The organism is Bacillus sp. SG-1, assembly GCF_000181495.1.
GTDB lineage: Bacteria > Bacillota > Bacilli > Bacillales > Bacillaceae_B > Rossellomorea.
Genome location: NZ_ABCF01000020.1, coordinates 12885 through 33759, shown reverse-complemented (window position 1 = coordinate 33759; position 20875 = coordinate 12885). Strand labels below are relative to the sequence as shown.

The window sequence follows — 20875 nt, the reverse complement described above, 5'->3', positions numbered from 1 at the left end:
TGTAGATGGTAAAGTTAGGTTCACATGTTTCAATGAGCGGGAAGAAGATGCTCCTTGGTTCAAGTGAAGAGGCAGTTGCATACGGAGCAAATACCTTTATGATTTATACTGGTGCTCCTCAGAATACAAGAAGAAAGAAAATTGAAGATCTGAATATCGAGAATGGCCTGCTTCATATGAAAGAAAACGGTATTGACGAAATTGTAGTGCATGCACCATATATTATCAATATCGGTAATACAACAAATCCAGCTACATTTGAGCTGGGTGTCAATTTCCTTCAATCTGAAATAGAGAGAACGGCAGCGCTCGGCGCAAAACAAATCGTCCTCCATCCTGGTGCCCACGTGGGGGCAGGTGCAGAAGCGGGAATCAAAAAAATCATTGAAGGTCTAAATGAAGTTCTGGTCAAGGATCAGGAAGTTCAGATAGCCCTCGAAACGATGGCCGGGAAAGGCTCCGAATGCGGAAGATCCTTTGAAGAACTTGCCATGATCATTGAAGGCGTAGAGCATAATGACAGGCTGTCGGTTTGTTTTGACACGTGTCACACCCATGATGCAGGCTATGATATCGTAAATGACTTTGACGGTGTCCTTGATGAATTTGACCGCATCGTAGGCATAGACAGAATAAAGGTCCTTCATATTAATGACAGTAAAAACGTACGCGGGGCTGCGAAGGACAGGCATGAAAATATCGGCTTTGGTCACATCGGTTTTGATGCTTTAGCAAGAATTGTCCATCACCCTCAATTGACTGACGTTCCAAAGATACTTGAAACTCCTTTTGTCGGTGAGGATAAAAAGAACAAAAAAGCTCCCTATAAATTTGAAATCGAAATGCTAAAAAACAAAACGTGGGACGAAGAATTAATATCTAAAATTCAGGAATCATGATTGAAAACAGTCAGGGCTTCTCTCTTGAGAGAAGCCCCGCTGATTTTTAGTTTACAAACTTAGCGAATATTTTATTGACCTCTTTGGCTGTGGCTGGTCCTGCAATTTTTGCTATTTCCTTAATCACTTTGCTTCGTTCTGTGTTATTAAAAATATTAATGTTTTTCCCTCTTAAGTAGTCAGCGATTTTTTTTGCTTGATCGGGATTTATTTTTACTCCAAACTGCTTTCCGTAACCTAATAAGTCGTCACCGGTAATATTATTGATTTTATGATTTACCACATTTTGCAATAGCTTCATCGACCATCACTCCTCATAGGATACTTATGAACGGGACAGGTCGATTGTGACTAAAAAATAGTTTGGGGCTTGGATTTATTTATGCTTTACCACGGGAAGGGAGAGAAAGATGGCACAACGTATACATAAAAGAGAAAGTGTCTTCCATTTGATTTACCGCTTCTTCTTTATCATTGTCGGGGCTGGGCTGGCAGCAATGTCAATTGAGCTTTTTTTGATTCCCAATAATATTATCGATGGCGGAATCATTGGTATATCATTGATTTTGGATTATTTATTTTCAGAAATTCCGTTTATTAGTTTTGCTACCCTGCTGGTGGTTCTGAATCTGCCATTTATGTATTCCGGCTATAAACATATTGGTAAAACGTTTGTGATTTCTTCGCTGGTTGGTGTTGTTGCTCTTGCTATCATAGAAAGCCTCCTGCATCATGTTGAGCCTTTTGTGACAGAAGAAATCCTTGCTACCGTTTTTGGCGGTTTGACACTTGGAGTGGGGGTCGGCCTAGTCATAAGGCATGGAGGTTCTCTGGATGGGACAGAAATCCTTGGAATTCTGTTAACAAAGAAGCTGCCGTTTTCAGTTGGTGAATTTGTCATGTTCATTAATATCTTTATTTTTGGCTGGGCTGCCTTTGTTTTTGGTATTGAAGAGGCGATGTATTCGATTATGACCTATTATATTGCTTTCAAAACGATTGATACAGTCATACAGGGAATGGATGAAACAAAAGCGGTCATTATTGTGTCCGACTACTACAACGAGGTCTCGCAATCTATCCTTGACAGGCTGGGGAGAGGAACCACCATGTTGAAGGGGAGAGGCGGATACACGGACAATGACAAAGAGGTCATTTACGTCGTAGTGACGAGGCTCGAAGTAATGAAGCTTAAGGGAATCGTTGGCGATGTGGATCCGAATGCATTCATCACCATCATGAGTACACAGGAAACCAAAGGGGCGAGGTTTAAGTCAGCGATACATTAAAAGAAGTGTATAAGAGCTACCACAGTTCTAGAAAAAGGCTGAATTGCTTAGCAAATCGAGGATGAAATCTCTAATGATTTTGTTCTCTTTTTTCTTTAGTTAATGATTTTGTAATTAGGTTTAAAATCAAAATTTTATGTTTTCCTGTTTTTATTACGCTGTTTTCGTATATATTGTTGCTCTCGGAAAAATCCAAAAAGCCGGATTTTTCCCTTGGAGACAAGGGCTTTTTTCTCTTAAAAGGTGAGTTAGCTCTTTTCTTTCTTGTTTATCAGGCTATCTCTGGTTAATTAAGTAGATATTTTTAAGAGTTTGTATTAAATAGCAACAAAGCTTACGAAAAGAGTCTTTTATTATTGGATAGTTTATCTGGAAACCATGCGAAGATAACAATGAAACCTTAGTTATAAAAACTAAGGTTTCATTACATAAAGGAACAACGATTGATTGAAGCGGAAGGTGAACGACCTCCTGCGGGATTAGCGGGACGTCTAGTTTCAAAGCCCGAGGTTACGCACCCACTGGAACGTAACCCCGCATGCGAAGCTGAGGAGGCTTATCGCCCGCCCCGCGGAGTCGGGCACAAGGAGCGGGAATCATTGCACAATTTCTTTGAGAACCGTTTCATCTCATAAACCACAGGATTTACACAGGCTAGAAGGAATATTTCTCGGTTTACATTAAATTATTCATCCTGTATACTTCTAATAGTAAATCGGAATGATTCTTATGAAGGAGATTTTATCTCATGGAGAATAACAAATCAGTTATTGATATAAAACATATAAGTTTTCGCTATGATAAGGAAGTCGTTTTGGAGGATATCAACCTGTCGATTCCATCAGGAGCTTTTCTTGGTATCGTTGGACCCAATGGGTCGGGGAAGTCGACATTGTTGAAACTGATCCTTGGACTATTAAAGCCTAAAGACGGAGAGATTTACTTGTTTGGAGAGTCTCAGCAAAAATTCAAGGATCGGGACCGAATCGGCTATGTCTCACAAAAAGCAAATTCATTTAATTCTGGATTTCCTGCTACCGTTAGGGAAGTTGTATCGAGCGGATTGACAAAAAAAGTCGGGATGTTCAAGATGATTGGAAAAAAACATACTGATCAAATTGCAAAAGCGATCGATTCGGTCGGAATGTCAGCATTTTCTAACCGGAATATCGGGGAACTTTCCGGGGGACAGCAGCAAAGGGTGTTTATCGCGAGAGCACTGGTGAGCAAGCCGGAAGTTCTAATCCTGGATGAACCTACTGTTGGGGTGGATAGCCAAAATGTTCAGGCGTTTTACGAGATGCTTGAACATTTAAATAAGGACTTGGGCATCACATTGCTTTTAGTTACCCACGATATCGGCACCATTTCTAGCAAGGTCACACATGTAGCTTGTTTGAACAAACAGCTTCATTTCCATGGAAATACCGAGGAGTTTGAAAATTTGAGAGAAAGTGATCTTTCCGGTATTTATGGACATGATGTTCAATTGCTTCATCATGACCACGATCATTCGGAGGTAGAAAGATGATAGAAGCATTACTGAATTATGAATTTTTACAAAATGCCTTTTTGACGGGCCTTATTATAGGTATTATTGCTCCGCTGATCGGAGCGTTTATTGTGGTAAGGAGGTTATCTCTTATTGCGGATGCCCTGAGCCATGTAACACTTTCAGGGATCGCGGCAAGTTTGTTCTTAAGTAAAAATGTCAGTGCACTGGCAGGATTAAATCCTCTTTACCTGGGTATGGCTTTTTCCGTGACGGGATCATTGTTCATTGAACGGCTCAGAAGCCTTTATAAACATTATCAGGAACTTGCCATTCCAATTATCCTATCTGGGGGAATCGGGATAGGCGTCATATTCATTTCATTGGCGGATGGATTTAATACTGATCTGTTCAGTTATCTTTTTGGAAGTGTAAGTGCGGTAAGCCGGACTGATTTATATTTAATTACAGCCGTTGCGGTATTTGTAATAGCTATCATAATATTTCTTTATAAAGAATTATTTTTACTCTCTTTTGATGAAGAGTTTGCAAAAGCTTCGGGAATATCGGCAAAGACAATCCATTTTATCTTCATGGTGATGGTTGCTCTTGTCATTGCAGCTTCTATGAGAATAGTTGGTATTCTCCTGGTATCATCGTTAATGACCCTGCCTGTTGCAGCAAGCATCCGGGTGGCAAGGGGCTTCAAGCAAACAATCGGTTTTTCACTATTGTTCGGGGAATTGGCTGTCATTACCGGTTTAATATCCGCATATTACTTGGATCTAGCTCCTGGTGGTACGATTGTGCTATCCGCCATTCTCATTCTGTTACTGACGATCTTATATAAAAAACTCACATCAAATAAAGGATTACAAAAGGACGGGGTGACCATATGAAACTGGATGAAGCCTTGACGTTGATGAAGGAAAAAGGATATAAGCATACCGGGAAACGAGAGCAGATGCTGGAGCTGTTTTCACACTCTGACAGATATTTAACGGCCAAAGATGTCCTTGAAAGCATGAAGGATGATTATCCAGGCTTGAGCTTTGATACCATCTACCGTAACCTTTCCTTATTTGTAGATTTGGAAATTTTAGAGGAAACCGAACTTTCAGGGGAAAAACATTTCAGGTTCACCTGCTCAAATAATCACCATCACCACCATTTTATTTGTATGGATTGCGGTAAGACAAAAGCCATTCATACTTGTCCTATGGAAGTGCTTCAAGAAAGTTTGAGTGGCTATGATGTGTCAGGACATAAGTTTGAAATTTATGGGAAATGCCCTGAGTGTATTTAAAAGCAAAACGCCGGAGACTAGTCGTCTGCCGGCGTTTTTGAATTTCTGCATTATTTTTTCAGCCAACCATCCACCCAGTTCCGGGCTTCCTGCCAGTCATTGACTCTAATTACTCCATCAGGAACCTTGTCCTGGTTATAAGGAGTATTGAAGAGAATGACCGGAATGTTCAATTCTTCATGGATGGATACAGCATTATCATGCTTGTCTTCAAAAAAGATATCGACATTGTATTTTTTCGCTGTCGACACTTTATCATGAGAACCAATCAGTTCGATATGGTGATATAAAATGTCCTGGTAATCAAACCATTCTTTAGTGAGTTCCACTAAGTGAGAGGGGCGTGCACTGATAAAATAAAGCTCATGTACATCTTTCCAATAATCCAGCACTGATTTTGCCCCTTGTGCCAAGGGTGATTCCTTGTATATTGTACCCTCTGTTTTTTTGAACCATTCTCCGAACACTTCAGGTGTGATATTCAATACTTCAGTCAGTTCATACTGTGTAATGTCGTTTAAAGTCAAATTCAAGTTAAACTCCTTGTTGATATAAGGAAGGAGAGATGTTGGACAAGTCACAGTGCCGTCAATATCTATACCAAATCTTTTTTTCATATGTACATCTCCTTATTATTCTGAGGATGATTTGCTTTTTTTTGTTACAAATGTTTTTCCCGCCAATATGTATTTTTGCCATTTGGCTTAAAAAACATCAATTGATAGGTTGAAAATGGCTCCTTATCGTTCACATTAATAATGGGCTCGCTAGAGGTTCGTCCGAAGTTAATATAAGCAATAATGATGATAAAAGGAACCTAGAGTAAAGTGTACCATATTCCTGCTGATAATAGGATATTCGTCTTTTGGTTCTTCTTTATTGACAAACATTAGCATAGGTAAAAAAGTAATATTGGCAAACACTATAAATGCTCCTGAACACGGAAAGTGAGGGATTGTAATGGATAATGAGAGACGCAAAAACGACAGCGTTAATCAAGATCTTCAAAATATAGACATCTATAATGACTATATCAATGTGAACGACAATCCGGAAGTTGAAGTGGTTCAAAATAAGTATAACGAAGAAACTGCAGCAGAGATAACTACTCCGATGGCGCTTGGAAGCGATTTTGAAAAAGATGCAGCTGAAGAAACGACGACTTCAGGAAGGATTCTCGGATACTCAGCGTTGGCACTTTCTGTTTTGTCGCTTTTCATCGTACCTGTCTTATTTGGGGCAGCGGGGATTGTGCTTGGATTTGTAGCCCGACGCAGGGGTTCAGAGACACTTGGATCCTGGGCTATCGGTATTGGTGCAGTCTCCATCATTGTCGGGATCTTTGTTTTGCCGTTCTTCTAGACAATTGACCGCCTGGAATTGGGAGCATTCCGGCAGCAATGAAAAAAGCTTGGCTGAGATATCAGCCAAGCTTTTTTATGTTCAGTTCAATGCTGGTGAACTTCAAAGCCAAGATCAGAACAGAGTCGCATTTTTTATACTTCTTGTTTTTCTTCTTCTTCTCTTTGTTTTCTGTAGTGCTCTTCAGCAAGAATATCGATTTCTTTCTTTAGTTCCTCGACCATTACTTCTTCAGGAACTTTCCTTACTGTTTTACCATGGCGGAACAGAAGTCCTTCCCCACGGGCACCGGCGATGCCTATGTCAGCTTCTCTTGCCTCTCCAGGACCATTTACCGCACAGCCAAGGACGGCAACTTTGATAGGTGCTTTGATTTTAGAGATATACTCTTCTACCTCATTTGCTATGCTGATCAAATCAATCTCGATTCTTCCGCACGTCGGGCAGGAAATCAAGGTTGCTGCATTTGAAGCCAAGCCGAAAGATTTCAGTAATTCTCTTGCAACTTTTACCTCTTCCACAGGGTCGGCACTCAAGGAGATACGAAGTGTGTTACCGATGCCTTTGCTCAGTAATACGCCAAGACCGGCTGCACTTTTGACAGTTCCCGCGAAAAGTGTTCCGGATTCTGTGATCCCTAAGTGAAGGGGATAATCAAATGTCTGTGCTGCTTTAGTATAGGCTTCAATAGCAAGATTGACGTCAGATGCTTTCATGGAGACGATGATATCGTGGAAATCCAGGTCTTCAAGGATTTTGATATGGTGAAGCGCACTTTCCACCATTCCGTCAGCTGTAGGATACCCATACTTTTCAAGGATCTTTCTTTCAAGGCTTCCCGCATTCACTCCGATACGGATCGGGATCCCTTTTTCTTTGGCAGCTTTAACAACTGCTTCAACTTTTTCCCTGCGGCCAATGTTGCCCGGGTTGATTCTGATTTTATCTGCTCCGCCTTCAATTGCTTTCAAAGCCAGCTTGTAATCAAAATGAATATCCACAACTAGTGGAATATTGATTTGTTTTTTGATATCGGCAATCGCATTTGCTGCTCTCTCGTCAGGACAGGCGACACGGACTACTTGGCATCCTGCCTCTTCCAGGCGATGGATTTCTTTAACCGTCGCTTCTACATCATGGGTCTTAGTCGTTGTCATGCTTTGTATAATAAGCTCGTCATTGCCGCCAATGGTCAGGTTTCCAACTTTGACGGGACGAGTTTTAGAACGATGGATTATTTCACTCAAGGGTTATTCGCTCCTTTTGGATAATTCATTTATAGTGAAACAAAATAATTTGGCGTACGTCAGTATTGTAACAATGTTTGCTTGTGGTTGACAAGAATTAGATTTGGCAGTAAAGAAAATAGGAATCCGATTCTTTTTTAGCTTTTCAGCAGGTGCTAACAGTTAATATTTAGGGAACTTATATACTTTACCCACCTGAATATCCTGTGGTGACTGTCCTTCGTTCAAAGTCTCGAAATCTTCAATCAATTGGTCGATGGAAACAGGAAGAGGGCCATCGAGCATTTGCTCCATTAGAGATAAAACTGTATCTCCTGATTTTATCTTTACTTCCATGTGTTCTATTTCGAACTCTTCTTCATCTGTTTCTTCAACAGGTGTTTCCTCAGTATCCGTTGCAATGACTTGGGCAGCCGTTTCTTCCACTTTAGGAAGTGTACCTGCTTTTAAATCATAATATATGCTATAGGAAACAATCATAACCAGAAAAAAAATGCTCAGCCGTTTCAAAGGACCACCCCCAATCTCCGTTTTGGTAAAAACGATATGTGTCAGTTCAATAAAAGCGACATTGTATGTTCATTGTTATATTCATTCGGCACCTGTTGGCTTGTTTCCTACTTCTTCTCTAATTTAAATGGAAACGACCTATGAGATCGGTATCCAACTCAAATCATTATTTGACTCACTCGCTTCTTTATCAAGAGGTATGTATTGATATAAAAAAAAGAGTCCCAAAGCTAGGGACTCTTTTTTATAGAATTATTTCGCTCTCCTTTGAGGTATTTCCTTGATCGATAAGTATAGAACGAGAGCAATGACCATCCAGTCAAGGAAGAAACTTGCTGGAATAAAAGTGTTTAGCATTTCCATAATAGTGAAAAAGATGGTTGAAAGCGTAATGCTGTACGCTGTGATTCTCCAGGATTGCCTGTAAGGAAGCTTTCTGTTTAACGTATTAGCCAATAACAGGCCGAGGATAGCAAAAATGCTGACCTTAATGAATGTAATAGCTGCAGAGAAAAGGTACAAGATAATAATAAAGACAGAAAGGATAATGCCTTTTAAAGAGTCAAGTGTGGATAGAAAATTTACTATATCCCCATTATCAGCATTTAGTCCGTCAAAAAGGGAATATGGAAAGATTTGGACTTCGCCCGCAGTTACAATAGCAAATTCGTCATGTAAAAGTGCAACAGCATTTAGTTCCCCGCTCAATTCTGAAGGTTGAATGGTCCCGGAATTGTCCAAGATAATTGTCACGTTATCTTTCTCAATCGTAACCGGGTCTGGGGCCTCTGTAGCAAGCGTGCCGTTTTGTATAGAAAATGATGGAAGGTCTTCCTCTACTACGTCGATACTTTCTTCGATGGCTTTATCAGCAAATATTGTAAGATTATAAGCGGCAGGTAAGATAGACACTAGTACTAGGAGAAAAATGTATAAAATGGTTTTTCCAATGCCTTGAAATCGAAAAGCAGCTATATCCTTTGGTGAATACAGACTTTTGTATAACTGTTTGAATATGTTCATTTACTTTTTACACTCCCTAAATTGTTATTTCCTTTCTCATTTTATGCATGTCCAAGGCTTTACTTCAAGCAGATAATAAAGTTTATATTATTTAGCGGAAAATGGGTTTAATGATTTGACAAACCGGGTAGTGAAAAAATTTCAAAAAACACTTTACAATATCATAATAATGCATTAATAATTGATAGGGGTTTTTGTTATTTAGTGTCGAAAATTTTATTTAGGGGTTGAAATCTTTGGAATTAAATTGGCAAGAGATGTTATTTCAATTTTTTGGCGGTCTTGGGATTTTCCTTTTTGGTATCAAGTACCTGGGAGATGGATTGCAGAAATCAGCTGGTGACCGTTTAAGGGATATTCTCGATAGATTTACGACCAATCCTTTTATGGGTGTATTGGCAGGTATTATTGTAACCATTCTTATTCAGTCGAGTAGTGGTACTACTGTCATAACGGTCGGTTTAGTAAGTGCAGGTTTCATGACACTCCGACAGGCGATCGGTGTCATCATGGGGGCGAATATCGGTACAACTGTTACAGCCTTCATTATTGGTATTGATTTGGGAGAATATGCACTTCCTATTATTGCAGTTGGGGCAGTGATGCTATTCTTCTTTAAGCACAAAAAGGTTCAGTACCTTGGACAAATCGTTTTTGGATTTGGGGGTTTATTCTATGGTCTGGAACTGATGAGCGGTGGAATGAAGCCTCTTCGTTCATTAGAAGCGTTTACAGATTTAACTGTAAGCATGAGTTCGAATCCTATTTTGGGTGTAGTAATCGGGACTGTTTTTACGGTTATTGTCCAAAGTTCATCAGCTACAATCGGAATCCTTCAAGGGCTATATGCTGAAGGATTGGTAGATATTGATGCTGCTCTACCGGTACTTTTTGGTGATAATATCGGGACTACAATTACAGCTGTGTTGGCGGCTATCGGTGCATCTGTAGCGGCACGCAGAGCTGCAGCAACGCATGTGTTGTTCAACTTGATTGGTACAACGCTCTTCTTGGTTCTTTTACCGTTATATCACAGGTTAGTCTCATTCTTGCAGGATGCCTTGAATCTCAATCCTGAAATGACGATTGCTTTTGCACACGGAACATTTAACCTTACGAATACAATCATTCAATTTCCTTTCATTGGTTTGCTAGCACTTATTGTGACCAAGCTGATTCCGGGAGAAGATGCCCTTGTTGATTATAAAGCGAAGCACCTCGATCCTATGTTCATTGAACAGTCGCCTTCCATTGCACTTGGACAAGCAAAAGAAGAAGTCCTGCGCATGGGTGAATTTGCGGTGAAAGGGTTGGAAGAGTCTCACTGCTTTTTGAAAACAAAGCAAAACAAACATTCAGAGCTTGCTTATCAAATTGAGGATGCAATCAATAATCTGGATAAAAAAATTACGAACTACTTGGTCGATCTTTCAGCCGCTTCCTTAACAGAAGCTGAATCAGAAAAGCATTCTATACTGATGGATACAGTGAGGGATATCGAACGAATTGGAGATCACTTCGAAAATATTCTTGAACTTGTTGAATATCAGCAGGGAAATAAAGTGAAAATCACCGAGGATGCAATGGCTGATCTAAATGGTATGTTTGAACTGACAATCGAGACAGTCAGAAAAGCTGTTTCCTCATTAGACAGCAATGATCACGAGCTCGCACGTGAAGTTGCAGAAAAAGAAGATATGATTGATAAGATGGAACGTAAACTCCGTAAGAAGCATATCCTGCGACTTAACGAAGGATTATGTTCAGGTCAAGCTGGGATTGTCTTTGTTGACATTATCAGCAACCTGGAACGTATAGGTGACCATGCCGTTAACATCGCTGAAGCGGTACTTGGAGAAAACGAATAAGATTTGAGTGTATAATAAGACTGACCTGGAGTGTAATCTCTTGGCCAGTCTTTTTTTATATGGAGGTAAGAATATTGGATATCATTTATTGGGCTGTCATTACTATATTGATTGCTGCATCATTTATTGGATTGGTCTATCCGATCATTCCAAGCGTACTGGTGCTTATGGGAGCGTTCCTTCTCTATGGAGTATTTTTCAGCTTTGAAACGTTCAATTGGTTGTTCTGGAGTATTCAAGGTCTTTTTGTTGTCTTGTTGTTTGGTGCGGATTATGCGGCCAATCTTATCGGAATAAAGAAATATGGCGGAACGAAAGCAGGAATCTGGGGAAGTACCATTGGCTTGTTGGTTGGTCCGTTTGTTATCCCTCTCGTCGGCATCATTGCAGGTCCATTCCTCGGCGCGGTCATCGGTGAAATGCTTGTAAACCGTACAGGCTTTAAGCAAGCCTTGAAAGTTGGGGCGGGTTCGTTAGTCGGGTTCATATCCAGCGTATTCACCAAAGGGATAATCCAGATCATTATGGTTATTTATTTTGTTGCTTTGGTTCTATAAACTGAGACGTTGTGCGTTGAGTGAGGGTTGAAAGGTCTTTACTGGGGAAACACCGTACTATAGAAGATAGGAGTGGGTTATAATGGGTTGATAGCGGATAAACAGCTTATTGCTGGCAAGAGATCTAATTATACTGCTAAAAAGGGAACTCCTTATGCAATAGGGTTTTGAGCGAAGTATTGGCCCGTATTAATAAAATGTACACCACCACTAGCAGTGAGTGCGAAATTAACTTAAGAGTTGATTTCAATGTAAGAATAGAAGCTTATTTTTTGGTGATGATAACTATGTCATCAAACATTATTCCTTTTTAGAGCATTTCGTTTGATGGAATAAGCTAAATTTGGTAATCTAAAAATGAAAAGACCGGAATCGTTAAAGGATTCTAAATATTACATAGGGAGGAATTTTATCATGGCATTTGAATTACCGCAATTACCGTATGCTTACGATGCATTAGAACCTCATATCGACAAGGAAACAATGAACATTCACCATACGAAGCACCATAATGCTTACGTAACTAAATTAAACGACGCTCTTCAAGGAAACGAAGAACTTCTAAGCAAGTCTGTGGAAGAAGTTGTTGCCAACCTTGATGCTGTACCAGAAGGTGCACGCACAGCAGTCCGCAATAACGGCGGCGGCCATGCAAACCACTCTTTATTCTGGACAATCCTTTCTCCAAATGGCGGCGGAAACCCTGAAGGTGAACTTGCAAGCGCTATTGAAAGCAAGTTCGGCAGCTTTGAAAAGTTCAAAGAAGAATTCGCTGCTGCAGCTGCAGGCCGTTTCGGTTCTGGCTGGGCTTGGCTAGTTGTAAACAATGGAGAGCTTGAAGTAACAAGCACTCTTAACCAGGATTCTCCTCTAATGGACGGCAAAACGCCTGTCCTTGGTTTGGATGTTTGGGAGCATGCTTACTACCTTAACTACCAAAACCGTCGTCCGGACTACATCAACGCATTCTGGAATGTAGTAAACTGGGATGAAGTTTCAAAGCGTTTCAGCGCTGCAAAATAATTTAGTTTTAAAAGAAGGTCCAGTAAAAGGGACCTTCTTTTTTTAATGGGTATAACTTACACCCCTTTTTCAAAAAATAAGCGTACGAAAAAGGGGAGTAATAAAAATGACAAGGTTTAACAGGCTTTTAGGTGATATTGAGTTAAACAAAGATATTATGTTTCTTCTGTTGATCGGCGGCTTATATTCCATGAGTGTCGCTTTATCAAATACCTTCGTGAACATTTACTTATGGAAGCAGTCAGGGGAGTTCCTTGACCTCGGCATATACAACTTGACTGTAGTCGTTTTTCAACCGTTGACATTTATATTGGCTGGCAGGTGGGCTAAAAAGATAGATCGGGTAATTGTATTAAGGATAGGAGTCATTTTCTTGGCTTCTTTCTATTTATCTGTGCTGTTTTTTGGTGAGAATGCAGGGGACAATCTTGTTATTTTGGGTGCGCTGCTCGGAATAGGGTATGGATTTTACTGGCTTGCCTTTAATGTGCTCACATTCGAAATCACCGAACCTGAGACGAGAGATTTCTTTAATGGGTTCTTAGGGACTCTGACTTCAGCAGGGGGGATGGTGGGACCGATCCTTGCCGGGTATATTATTTCCAGATTCACTTCCTTTCAGGGTTATACCATTGTCTTCGGAATTTCCCTTGGCCTGTTTTCATTAGCTGTGATTTTGAGTTTCTTTTTGAAGAGACGTCCTGCACATGGCAAGTACTTCTTCAGGCGGATCTTAAAAGAAAGGAAAAATAACGAGAACTGGCGGTTGATTACAAATGCCCACTTTTTTCAGGGGTTGAGGGAAGGGACTTTCATCTTTGTCATTTCAGTATTTGTTTTCATCAGTACGGGAAGCGAATTTGCGATTGGAACATTTGGGTTAATCAATTCAGGAATCGCTTTTATCGGGTATTTCCTGACGTCACGGATGATTAAAAAGAAGCATAGGAAAAAGGCGATACTGGTGGGTGGTTTAGGATTATATCTGTCCATCTTTTTAATTGTCTTTGATGTCACCTATGCAAAGCTTCTGTTGTATGCAGGAGTGATTGCCGTTGCCTATCCTCTTCTGTTAGTGCCTTACATTTCAATGACCTATGATGTGATTGGCAAGGGGTGGAAGGCTGCAGAAATGAGAATCGAATATATCGTCGTGAGGGAGATCTTTCTGAACCTTGGGAGAATTGTATCGATTCTCTCCTTTATATTTGCGATCACCGTTTTCAGTGAGGAGAAAAGCATCCCGATTCTGCTCCTCATCCTCGGCTCCGGCCATACCCTGATTTACTTGTTTGTCCGTAAAATTAAGCTCTCTACGGCATAGTAGATCCTGCAGCAGAGAAGAGAGCATCTCTTCTCTGCTTTTTACTGTGCTGGAAAATATTAATTATAAATCCATGAGATGTTATGGGTGGAAATAGCCCATTATTTTCTATAATATAAGAGGTATGAGAATAGAACGTTATTTGGAATTTAAATAGAGGAAGGGCTGGAAGAGGTTGAAAAAAAATAATAAGAAAAAGAAAAAGACACATGTGCCCGTTCGGATGAACATCTTGTTTTTCGCGGTCTTTTTATTATTTTCTTTACTGATCTTGCGTCTCGGCATCGTACAGATCGTTTCAGGGGAAGAATATAAACGAGAAGTTGAAAGGACGGAAGATGTACTTGTCAACAATAGTGTTCCGAGAGGGAAGATCTATGATCGTGTAGGGAATGTGATTGTCGATAATACACCGATGAACGCAATTACGTACACACGTACACAGTCCACGAAAACTACTGAGATAATCGAGGTTGCGCGCAAACTTGCGCAGTTGATCGATATGGAGACTGAAGCGGTGACTGAACGTGACAAAAAGGATTACTGGATGCTGATTAATAAAGAAGAGGCTGCCGAAAAAGTATCTGAAGATGAGAAAGCCAAGATAAGCAGTGATGAAGAACTTTCACAAGACGAAGCCAACTCAAAAATTTATAAGCTGACACTGGACAGAATAACGGAAGAAGATTTGGCCACATTATCACAACAAGATATGGAAGACCTGGCTATTTTCCGTGAAATGAACAGCGGATATGCCCTTTCCCCGCAAATGGTAAAGAATAAAGGGGTAACACAGGAAGAGTTCGCCAGAGTCAGTGAGCACCTTTCCGAACTTCCTGGTGTGAATACGACAACTGACTGGGAAAGAACGTATGTATTTGATAAAACTCTGCGATCTATTCTTGGAAATGTATCTTCTTCACGAGAAGGGCTTCCAAGTGAATTGGTAGACTACTATTTAGCGAGAGATTATAGCAGGAATGATCGTGTTGGAAAGACCTATTTGGAACTTCAATATGAAGATGTGCTAAAAGGCCAAAAAGAAAAGATCAAAAATATAACTAAGAACGGCAGTGTACTGGAATCAGTCTTGATGCAGGAAGGGCAGCGCGGAAAAGATGTTGTTCTTACAATTGATATGGAACTGCAGCAGGAAGTGGAAAAAATTGTGACTGAGGAGTTATTAAAAAACGTCAACAATCCGCAGTCTTCTCACCTTGACCGGGCATTTGTGGTGATGATGGACCCTAATAATGGTGAAATTCTGGCAATGGTAGGAAAAAGATATGCCAAAGACCCTAACACTGGCGAATACGGTATCCAAGACTATGCGCTAGGGACTTACACTAGCTTCTATGAAGTTGGTTCTGCAGTGAAGGGTGCGACCGTTCTTACAGGCTATATGACAGGTGTACTGTCACCAGGTCAATATTTAGTGGATGAGCCAATTGACATTGCTGGTACGCAAGTTAAGACTTCCTGGTTTAATAAATACAGGAAACAGAGTATGAATGACCTGTTTGCTCTTGAAAAGTCATCAAACTCCTATATGTTTAAGATAGCGATGAAGATTGCCGGAAATCCCGTTTATTATCCTAAGGCACCGATTAATGGGTCTTTGTCAGATTTAAATAATATGAGAAACCATTTCAATCAATTTGGGCTCGGTGTAAAAACTGGAATCGATTTACCAGGTGAAGTAGAAGGCTACAAAGGTGCTTTTACCAATCCAGGTAACCTGCTCGACTTTGCAATTGGGCAGTTTGATACTTATACACCATTACAGTTGGCTCAGTATGTATCTACTGTTGCAAATGATGGTTATCGAATTCAACCACATATCCTGAAGGAAATCCGTAAGCCTGGCAGTGACAATGAAAGCATGGGGGCGATTGAAACCGTCAAGCAGCCGGAGATTTTAAACAGGGTAAATGTGACTCAGTCTCAAATGGAACACGTACAAAAAGGATTCTATCAGGTATATCATTACCCTGACGGAACTGCATACAGAGAGTTCAATGATGCCCCTTATGTCGCAGCAGGTAAATCAGGAACAGCCCAAGCCAAGTACAGAGATCCTGTCAGCGGCAGATATTATGATACGTACAATACTACGCTGATTGGTTATGCTCCATATGACCAGCCGGAAGTAGCATTTTCTACGGTAGTCCCTTGGTCACATAATGGCAATCAAGATCCTTACATCAATAAGATTATTTCCAGAAAAGTCATGGACAAATACTTTGAGCTGAAGAAACAACGCGAAGACGAAGGCATGAACTCCTCCGAGGTCGAAAGAAAAGTTGAAAATGTAGACGATGCAGAACAAATGCAGGAAGAGACCCGAGAAGAAAATGCCGACGGTGAAACTACAGAAGAAGATACAAACGAAGAATAGACTTTTTAAGGAACCTTCCAGCTTTGGAAGGTTCTTTTTTATGGAAACTTGGCTTTCGTTAGATCTTCGATGTGAGTTATAAAGCATAAACGGGTCGGTAAGAATGGATTTACTAGAAGATGTTGCCGATAAGGTGGTAAATGGGCCAACGAGAATCAAGTTATGAGAGGATATTGGGCCAATAAGGTGGTAAATGGGCCAACGAGAATCAAGTTATGAGAGGATATTGGGCCAATAAGGTGGTAAATGGGCCAATGAGAATCAAGTTATGAGAGGATGTTGGGCCAATAAGGTGGTAAATGGGCCAATGAGAATCAAGTTTTGGAAGGATGTTGGCCCATAAAGTTGATAAATGGGCCAGTGAGATTTAATTTATGGGAGAGCGTTGGCCCATAAAACAAGTAAATGGACCACTGAAAATCAATTTATGAGAGAATGTTAGCCCCTAAACAGAGTAAACGACCATTGGAAAGTAAAAGTGAAGAAGAAGCACAGTAAAACTTCCTACAATGAGATGTGGGTGTTTATATTAATAATAACCTCCAGCAAGCAACCAATACCATTATCCGATGAAAATTTCCTCGAATGCATGGAAATAAACATGAAATAAGTCGAATTTACAAAACCTTTACAAACGATTAAAACCGAATTAACACTTCTCTATTATTCTATTACTCGTAGGCAAGAAAACAAAATTTCTTTAGGGGGAATTTAGAATGAAAAACTTCAAGGCACTACTTCTTCTAGTAGTAATGGCAGTTTTAGTAATCTTCACTGCTGCATGTGGAAATAATGATGGAAATGGTGAAGGTGGAGAAACTGGTTCAGTTGAAGGAAGCGTAGTAGTCGACGGTTCTGGTACAGTTTATCCGTTCATGGCTCAGATGGCTGAGAACTACATGACTGAAAATGAAGAAGTTTCTGTAGAAGTAAGCCGTGCAGGTACTTCTGCCGGTTTTAAGAAATTCCTTGTTGAAGGTGGCGGCACAGACTTCAATAATGCATCTCGCCATATTAAAGAAGAGGAACAAGCCCAAGCAGATGAATTTGGTATAGATGTTATGGAATTCCAAGTTGCACTTGACGGTTTAACATTTGTCATCAACCCTGAGAATGACTGGGCAGCTGAAATGACTCAAGAAGAGGTTGTAAACATCTTCCTAGCTGAAGGTGGCGTAACGAAATGGTCTGATATCAACCCTGAATGGCCGGATGAAGAAATCAAGCCTATGGGTCCAAACGAAAACCATGGAACAAATGAATTCATGTTTGAATCAATCATGGAAGAAAAAGACTTCGTTGATTCTGTGAACTTACAGCAAGAATATTCAACACTGGTAGACCTTGTATCAAAAGATAAAAATGCAATCGCATTTTTCGGATATGGATATTATGAAAACAATAAAGACAAGCTTGGTGCAGTAGCAGTTGACTTTGGTAATGGTCCTGTTGAACCGAACCTTGAAACAATCGGTTTGGGTGATGCTCCATACGCACCATTCACTCGTCCGGTATACACTTACTTGAACGCGAACATGGCGAAAGAAAAAGCGCAGGTTCTTGACTATGCTAAGTTCATTATGAACAATGCTCAAGACGTAGCTGCAGAAACTGGATTTGCTCCACTTTCTGATGAAACAATTGAAGAGAATCTCGGCAAGTTAGAAGAAATTCAATAATGATAGAGTAATTACCTGTAATGCTCGGAAGATGAGAAGATGATTCCTTCTCATCTTCTTGTGTGTTATTCATAGTAGAGTAATTTTTTTCCTTAAAGGGTTGAAGGATGAAAGGGGTTAACAAAATGAAACATTCAGGATCGAATGGTAAATTGAATGTTCGCGAAATGATTCAAGAAAAGAAGAGCACCGTGAACATCAATTCTGTCATGGAAAAGTTCGTTCCGAAGTTTTTATTTGCCATTGCGGCAATATCAATATTCACTACGATTGGAATTGTCATTACTTTATTAACCGAAACGGTTAATTTTTTCAGAAATGTTCCTTTTCTGGATTTTTTTACAGGTACAGAATTGAATCCAATCGGAAGAGAGCCGCAGTTTGGGGTGCTGCCGCTGTTGACAGGAACAATTATATCTTCCGTTATCGCTATGTTTGTTGCTATACCGGTAGGCTTGATGTCTGCTGTATATCTAAGTGAGTATGCTTCAGAAAAAGTAAGAAAAACATTGAAGCCGATACTTGAAATCCTGGCCGGGATTCCAACGATTGTTTATGGATTCTTTGCTTTTACATTTGTGACTCCTCTATTAAGATCATTTATCCCTGGACTTGAGCCCACGAATATCCTGAGCCCGGGAATAGTAATGGGAATTATGATCATCCCAATGGTGGCTTCTCTTTCTGAGGATGCTATGAGTTCGGTACCAAACTCAATGAGAGAAGGAGCGCTTGCACTGGGTGCAACAAAACTTGAGGTCACTTGGAAAGTAGTTATTCCAGCTGCTATTTCTGGAATTATTTCTTCCTTTGTACTTGGTATCTCACGTGCGATCGGTGAAACGATGATTGTTACGATTGCATCAGGAAGTAACAAAAACTTCACCTTTGATATTACTCAATCCATGCAGACCATGACTGCATATATCGTAGAAGTAACTGGCGGGGAAGCTGCTGCCGGAACAACGATTTACTACAGTCTGTATGCAGTCGCTATGACACTGTTTGTATTCACGTTAATCATGAACTTGATTGCACAGTATATTTCTCGTAGATTCAGGGAGGAATATTAATTATGAAATATGTAGACGTAGAACAAGTACAAAAGCAAATGGGGCAGCGCTTATTTAAGAATAAGCTCGCCAAGACAATATTTTTATTCTCGATTCTTTTCGGATTGGTCGTATTAGTCACCTTAATTTATCGAGTTGTTTCTGACAGTATAGGGTGGATCGATATGGGATTTCTTTCAGGAAAGCTTTCTGTTAACCCTGAAAAAGCCGGTATATTGGGGGCTATCCTTGGAACAGTCTGGCTCATGCTCGTTGTGGCACCTGTTACGATGTTCCTTGGTGTAGGGACGGCGATCTATCTTGAAGAATACGCAAAAGAAGGCAAGCTTAAGAGCATCATTCAGACAAACATCAGTAACCTTGCAGGTGTCCCATCTGTTGTGTTCGGTATTCTTGGTTTAACTGTATTCGTCCGCATGGCTGACTTAGGAAACATTGTTTTAGCCGGAGGTTTGACTATGTCACTCCTTGTGCTTCCGATTGTTGTAGTAGCAAGCCAGGAAGCACTCAGATCTGTCCCTCAATTTTTAAGGGAAGCTTCCTACGGAATGGGCGCTACCAAATGGCAAACGGTTAAGAATATTGTTTTGCCGACAGCGATTCCAGGTATTTTAACAGGTGTAATCCTGGCTTTATCTCGTGCAATTGGTGAAACTGCACCACTTGTTGTTATCGGTATTCCAGCGTTATTGATTCCTCTGCCAGATGGTGTTTTTGACAAATTTACCGTAATGCCGATGCAGATATATTATTGGACTGTTGACTCTGCTCTGACAGATGAATACGCCTATTTAGCAGCGGCTACGATTGTTGTATTGCTGGTTGTGTTGTTCGCTATGAACTCAATCGCAATCGTTATCAGAAACAAGTTTCAGAAGAGATTTTAATCTTAGGAGGTTTTTTCAATGGCAGTACTATCTGGAAACGATAAAAAAAGCACAATTACGATAAATGAAAATGAAGGCAGCAGCCAAAAGAAAAATATTGTATATGAAACAAAAGATCTAAATCTTTGGTACGGAGAAGACAAAGCGTTAAAAAACATTAACCTTGCGATTAATGAAAATGAGGTGACGGCGATTATCGGGCCATCCGGCTGTGGTAAGTCGACTTTCATTAAAACGTTGAACAGAATGGTTGAACTGATTCCGGTTGTCCGCATTTCAGGAGAAATCAATTACAGAAACCAAAGCATACTCGACAAATCCTTCACAGTTGAGGATCTTCGAACAAGAGTCGGGATGGTATTCCAAAAGCCAAATCCATTCCCGAAATCCATTTATGATAACGTTGCTTATGGACCAAGAATCCATGGTATCAAGAATAAAAAAGTTCTGGACGAGATTGTGGAAAAAAGCTTACGCGGTGCGGCAATCTGGGATGAAGTAAAAGATCGTTTAAAAGAAAATGCTTATGGTCTTTCAGGCGGTCAGCAGCAGCGTCTGTGTATTGCACGCTGTTTAGCAATCGAACCGGATGTCATCTTGATGGACGAACCAACTTCTGCTCTTGACCCGATTTCGACGTTGAAGGTTGAGGAGCTTGTTCAAGATCTGAAAAAGGACTACAGCATCATTATCGTCACGCATAATATGCAGCAGGCAGCCCGTATTTCAGATAAAACAGCTTTCTTCTTGAATGGAGAGGTCATCGAGTTCGATAAGACTGATACTATATTCTCGACTCCAAGTGATAAGAGAACAGAGGATTATATTTCAGGAAGATTCGGTTGATGTGAAAAGATCCTTAGTTTTTCAGCTAGGGATTTTTTGATATGCCGTTCCTCTTAAAGGAATGCCTCAGGAAGAAAAACTGTGAAGTTCGA

The 20875-nt window shown here is 40.3% G+C and carries 20 protein-coding genes; 15 read left to right on the top strand and 5 right to left on the bottom strand.

Going from position 1 to position 20875, the window contains the following annotated elements; genetic code table 11:
* The first annotated feature begins 5 nt into the window (after positions 1-5).
* Positions 6-899 carry a deoxyribonuclease IV gene (locus tag BSG1_RS10705; RefSeq protein WP_006837034.1) on the top strand — a complete coding sequence of 298 codons (894 nt, stop codon included), beginning with the start codon at positions 6-8 and terminating at the stop codon, positions 897-899.
* Between the two features lie 46 nt (positions 900-945).
* Here the strand turns inward: BSG1_RS10705 and BSG1_RS10700 are convergent, their stop codons facing one another.
* Complete coding sequence (locus tag BSG1_RS10700; protein ID WP_006837033.1) at positions 946-1200, bottom strand: DUF2624 domain-containing protein; 255 nt, start codon at positions 1198-1200, stop codon at positions 946-948.
* Positions 1201-1309: 109 nt separating this feature from the next.
* Here BSG1_RS10700 and BSG1_RS10695 point away from each other — a divergent pair, with 109 nt between their 5' ends.
* From BSG1_RS10695 to BSG1_RS10680, 4 genes are all read left to right on the top strand, one after another.
* Positions 1310-2188, top strand: a complete 879-nt coding sequence (locus BSG1_RS10695) for a YitT family protein (protein ID WP_006837032.1) — start codon at positions 1310-1312, stop codon at positions 2186-2188.
* A gap of 748 nt (positions 2189-2936) precedes the next feature.
* On the top strand, positions 2937-3719 hold the full coding sequence (locus BSG1_RS10690; protein WP_006837031.1) for a metal ABC transporter ATP-binding protein: 783 nt from the start codon (positions 2937-2939) through the stop codon (positions 3717-3719).
* Positions 3716-4579, top strand: a complete 864-nt coding sequence (locus BSG1_RS10685) for a metal ABC transporter permease (RefSeq protein WP_006837030.1) — start codon at positions 3716-3718, stop codon at positions 4577-4579. The genes BSG1_RS10690 and BSG1_RS10685 overlap by 4 nt, the downstream gene beginning before the upstream one ends.
* Positions 4576-4986, top strand: coding sequence for a Fur family transcriptional regulator (locus BSG1_RS10680; RefSeq protein WP_006837029.1), 411 nt, complete (start codon positions 4576-4578; stop codon positions 4984-4986). The genes BSG1_RS10685 and BSG1_RS10680 overlap by 4 nt, the downstream gene beginning before the upstream one ends.
* Positions 4987-5036: 50 nt before the next feature.
* Here BSG1_RS10680 and BSG1_RS10675 read toward each other — a convergent pair whose 3' ends face one another.
* Positions 5037-5603: a hypothetical protein gene (locus tag BSG1_RS10675; RefSeq protein ID WP_006837028.1), complete on the bottom strand. Its 567-nt coding sequence runs from the start codon at positions 5601-5603 to the stop codon at positions 5037-5039.
* Positions 5604-5946: 343 nt separating this feature from the next.
* Between BSG1_RS10675 and BSG1_RS10670 the strand changes: the two genes are divergently transcribed.
* Positions 5947-6348 carry a DUF308 domain-containing protein gene (locus tag BSG1_RS10670; RefSeq protein WP_006837027.1) on the top strand — a complete coding sequence of 134 codons (402 nt, stop codon included), beginning with the start codon at positions 5947-5949 and terminating at the stop codon, positions 6346-6348.
* A gap of 134 nt (positions 6349-6482) precedes the next feature.
* Here the strand turns inward: BSG1_RS10670 and ispG are convergent, their stop codons facing one another.
* The 3 genes from ispG to BSG1_RS10655 all read right to left on the bottom strand — a co-directional run bounded on the left by ispG (position 6483) and on the right by BSG1_RS10655 (position 9128).
* On the bottom strand, positions 6483-7595 hold the full coding sequence (ispG, locus tag BSG1_RS10665) for a flavodoxin-dependent (E)-4-hydroxy-3-methylbut-2-enyl-diphosphate synthase (protein WP_006837026.1): 1113 nt from the start codon (positions 7593-7595) through the stop codon (positions 6483-6485).
* Positions 7596-7757: 162 nt separating this feature from the next.
* Positions 7758-8105 carry a hypothetical protein gene (locus BSG1_RS10660; RefSeq protein ID WP_006837025.1) on the bottom strand — a complete coding sequence of 116 codons (348 nt, stop codon included), beginning with the start codon at positions 8103-8105 and terminating at the stop codon, positions 7758-7760.
* 252 nt (positions 8106-8357) lie between these two features.
* The gene (locus tag BSG1_RS10655) at positions 8358-9128 is read right to left on the bottom strand and encodes a DUF1189 domain-containing protein (RefSeq protein WP_006837024.1); all 771 of its coding nucleotides are present in this window, start codon (positions 9126-9128) and stop codon (positions 8358-8360) included.
* A gap of 257 nt (positions 9129-9385) precedes the next feature.
* Between BSG1_RS10655 and BSG1_RS10650 the strand changes: the two genes are divergently transcribed.
* The 9 genes from BSG1_RS10650 to pstB all read left to right on the top strand — a co-directional run bounded on the left by BSG1_RS10650 (position 9386) and on the right by pstB (position 20783).
* Entirely contained in the window at positions 9386-10996 is a 1611-nt protein-coding gene (locus BSG1_RS10650) for a Na/Pi cotransporter family protein (RefSeq protein WP_044022744.1), read from the top strand.
* Positions 10997-11070: 74 nt separating this feature from the next.
* Positions 11071-11553: a DUF456 domain-containing protein gene (locus BSG1_RS10645; RefSeq protein WP_044022741.1), complete on the top strand. Its 483-nt coding sequence runs from the start codon at positions 11071-11073 to the stop codon at positions 11551-11553.
* 414 nt (positions 11554-11967) lie between these two features.
* Positions 11968-12576, top strand: coding sequence for a superoxide dismutase SodA (gene sodA, locus BSG1_RS10640; protein WP_044022740.1), 609 nt, complete (start codon positions 11968-11970; stop codon positions 12574-12576).
* Positions 12577-12682: 106 nt separating this feature from the next.
* Positions 12683-13900 (top strand): MFS transporter, encoded by a 1218-nt coding sequence (locus BSG1_RS10635; RefSeq protein WP_006837020.1) that lies wholly within the window; start codon positions 12683-12685, stop codon positions 13898-13900.
* Between the two features lie 223 nt (positions 13901-14123).
* On the top strand, positions 14124-16298 hold the full coding sequence (locus BSG1_RS10630; protein WP_044022743.1) for a peptidoglycan D,D-transpeptidase FtsI family protein: 2175 nt from the start codon (positions 14124-14126) through the stop codon (positions 16296-16298).
* Positions 16299-17014: 716 nt separating this feature from the next.
* On the top strand, positions 17015-17977 hold the full coding sequence (locus BSG1_RS10625; RefSeq protein ID WP_044022739.1) for a PstS family phosphate ABC transporter substrate-binding protein: 963 nt from the start codon (positions 17015-17017) through the stop codon (positions 17975-17977).
* 125 nt (positions 17978-18102) lie between these two features.
* Positions 18103-19050: a phosphate ABC transporter permease subunit PstC gene (gene pstC / locus BSG1_RS10620; RefSeq protein WP_044022738.1), complete on the top strand. Its 948-nt coding sequence runs from the start codon at positions 18103-18105 to the stop codon at positions 19048-19050.
* Positions 19051-19052: 2 nt separating this feature from the next.
* Positions 19053-19937: a phosphate ABC transporter permease PstA gene (gene pstA, locus BSG1_RS10615; protein ID WP_006837016.1), complete on the top strand. Its 885-nt coding sequence runs from the start codon at positions 19053-19055 to the stop codon at positions 19935-19937.
* 18 nt (positions 19938-19955) lie between these two features.
* Complete coding sequence (gene pstB / locus BSG1_RS10610) at positions 19956-20783, top strand: phosphate ABC transporter ATP-binding protein PstB (RefSeq protein WP_006837015.1); 828 nt, start codon at positions 19956-19958, stop codon at positions 20781-20783.
* Positions 20784-20875 lie beyond the last annotated feature (92 nt).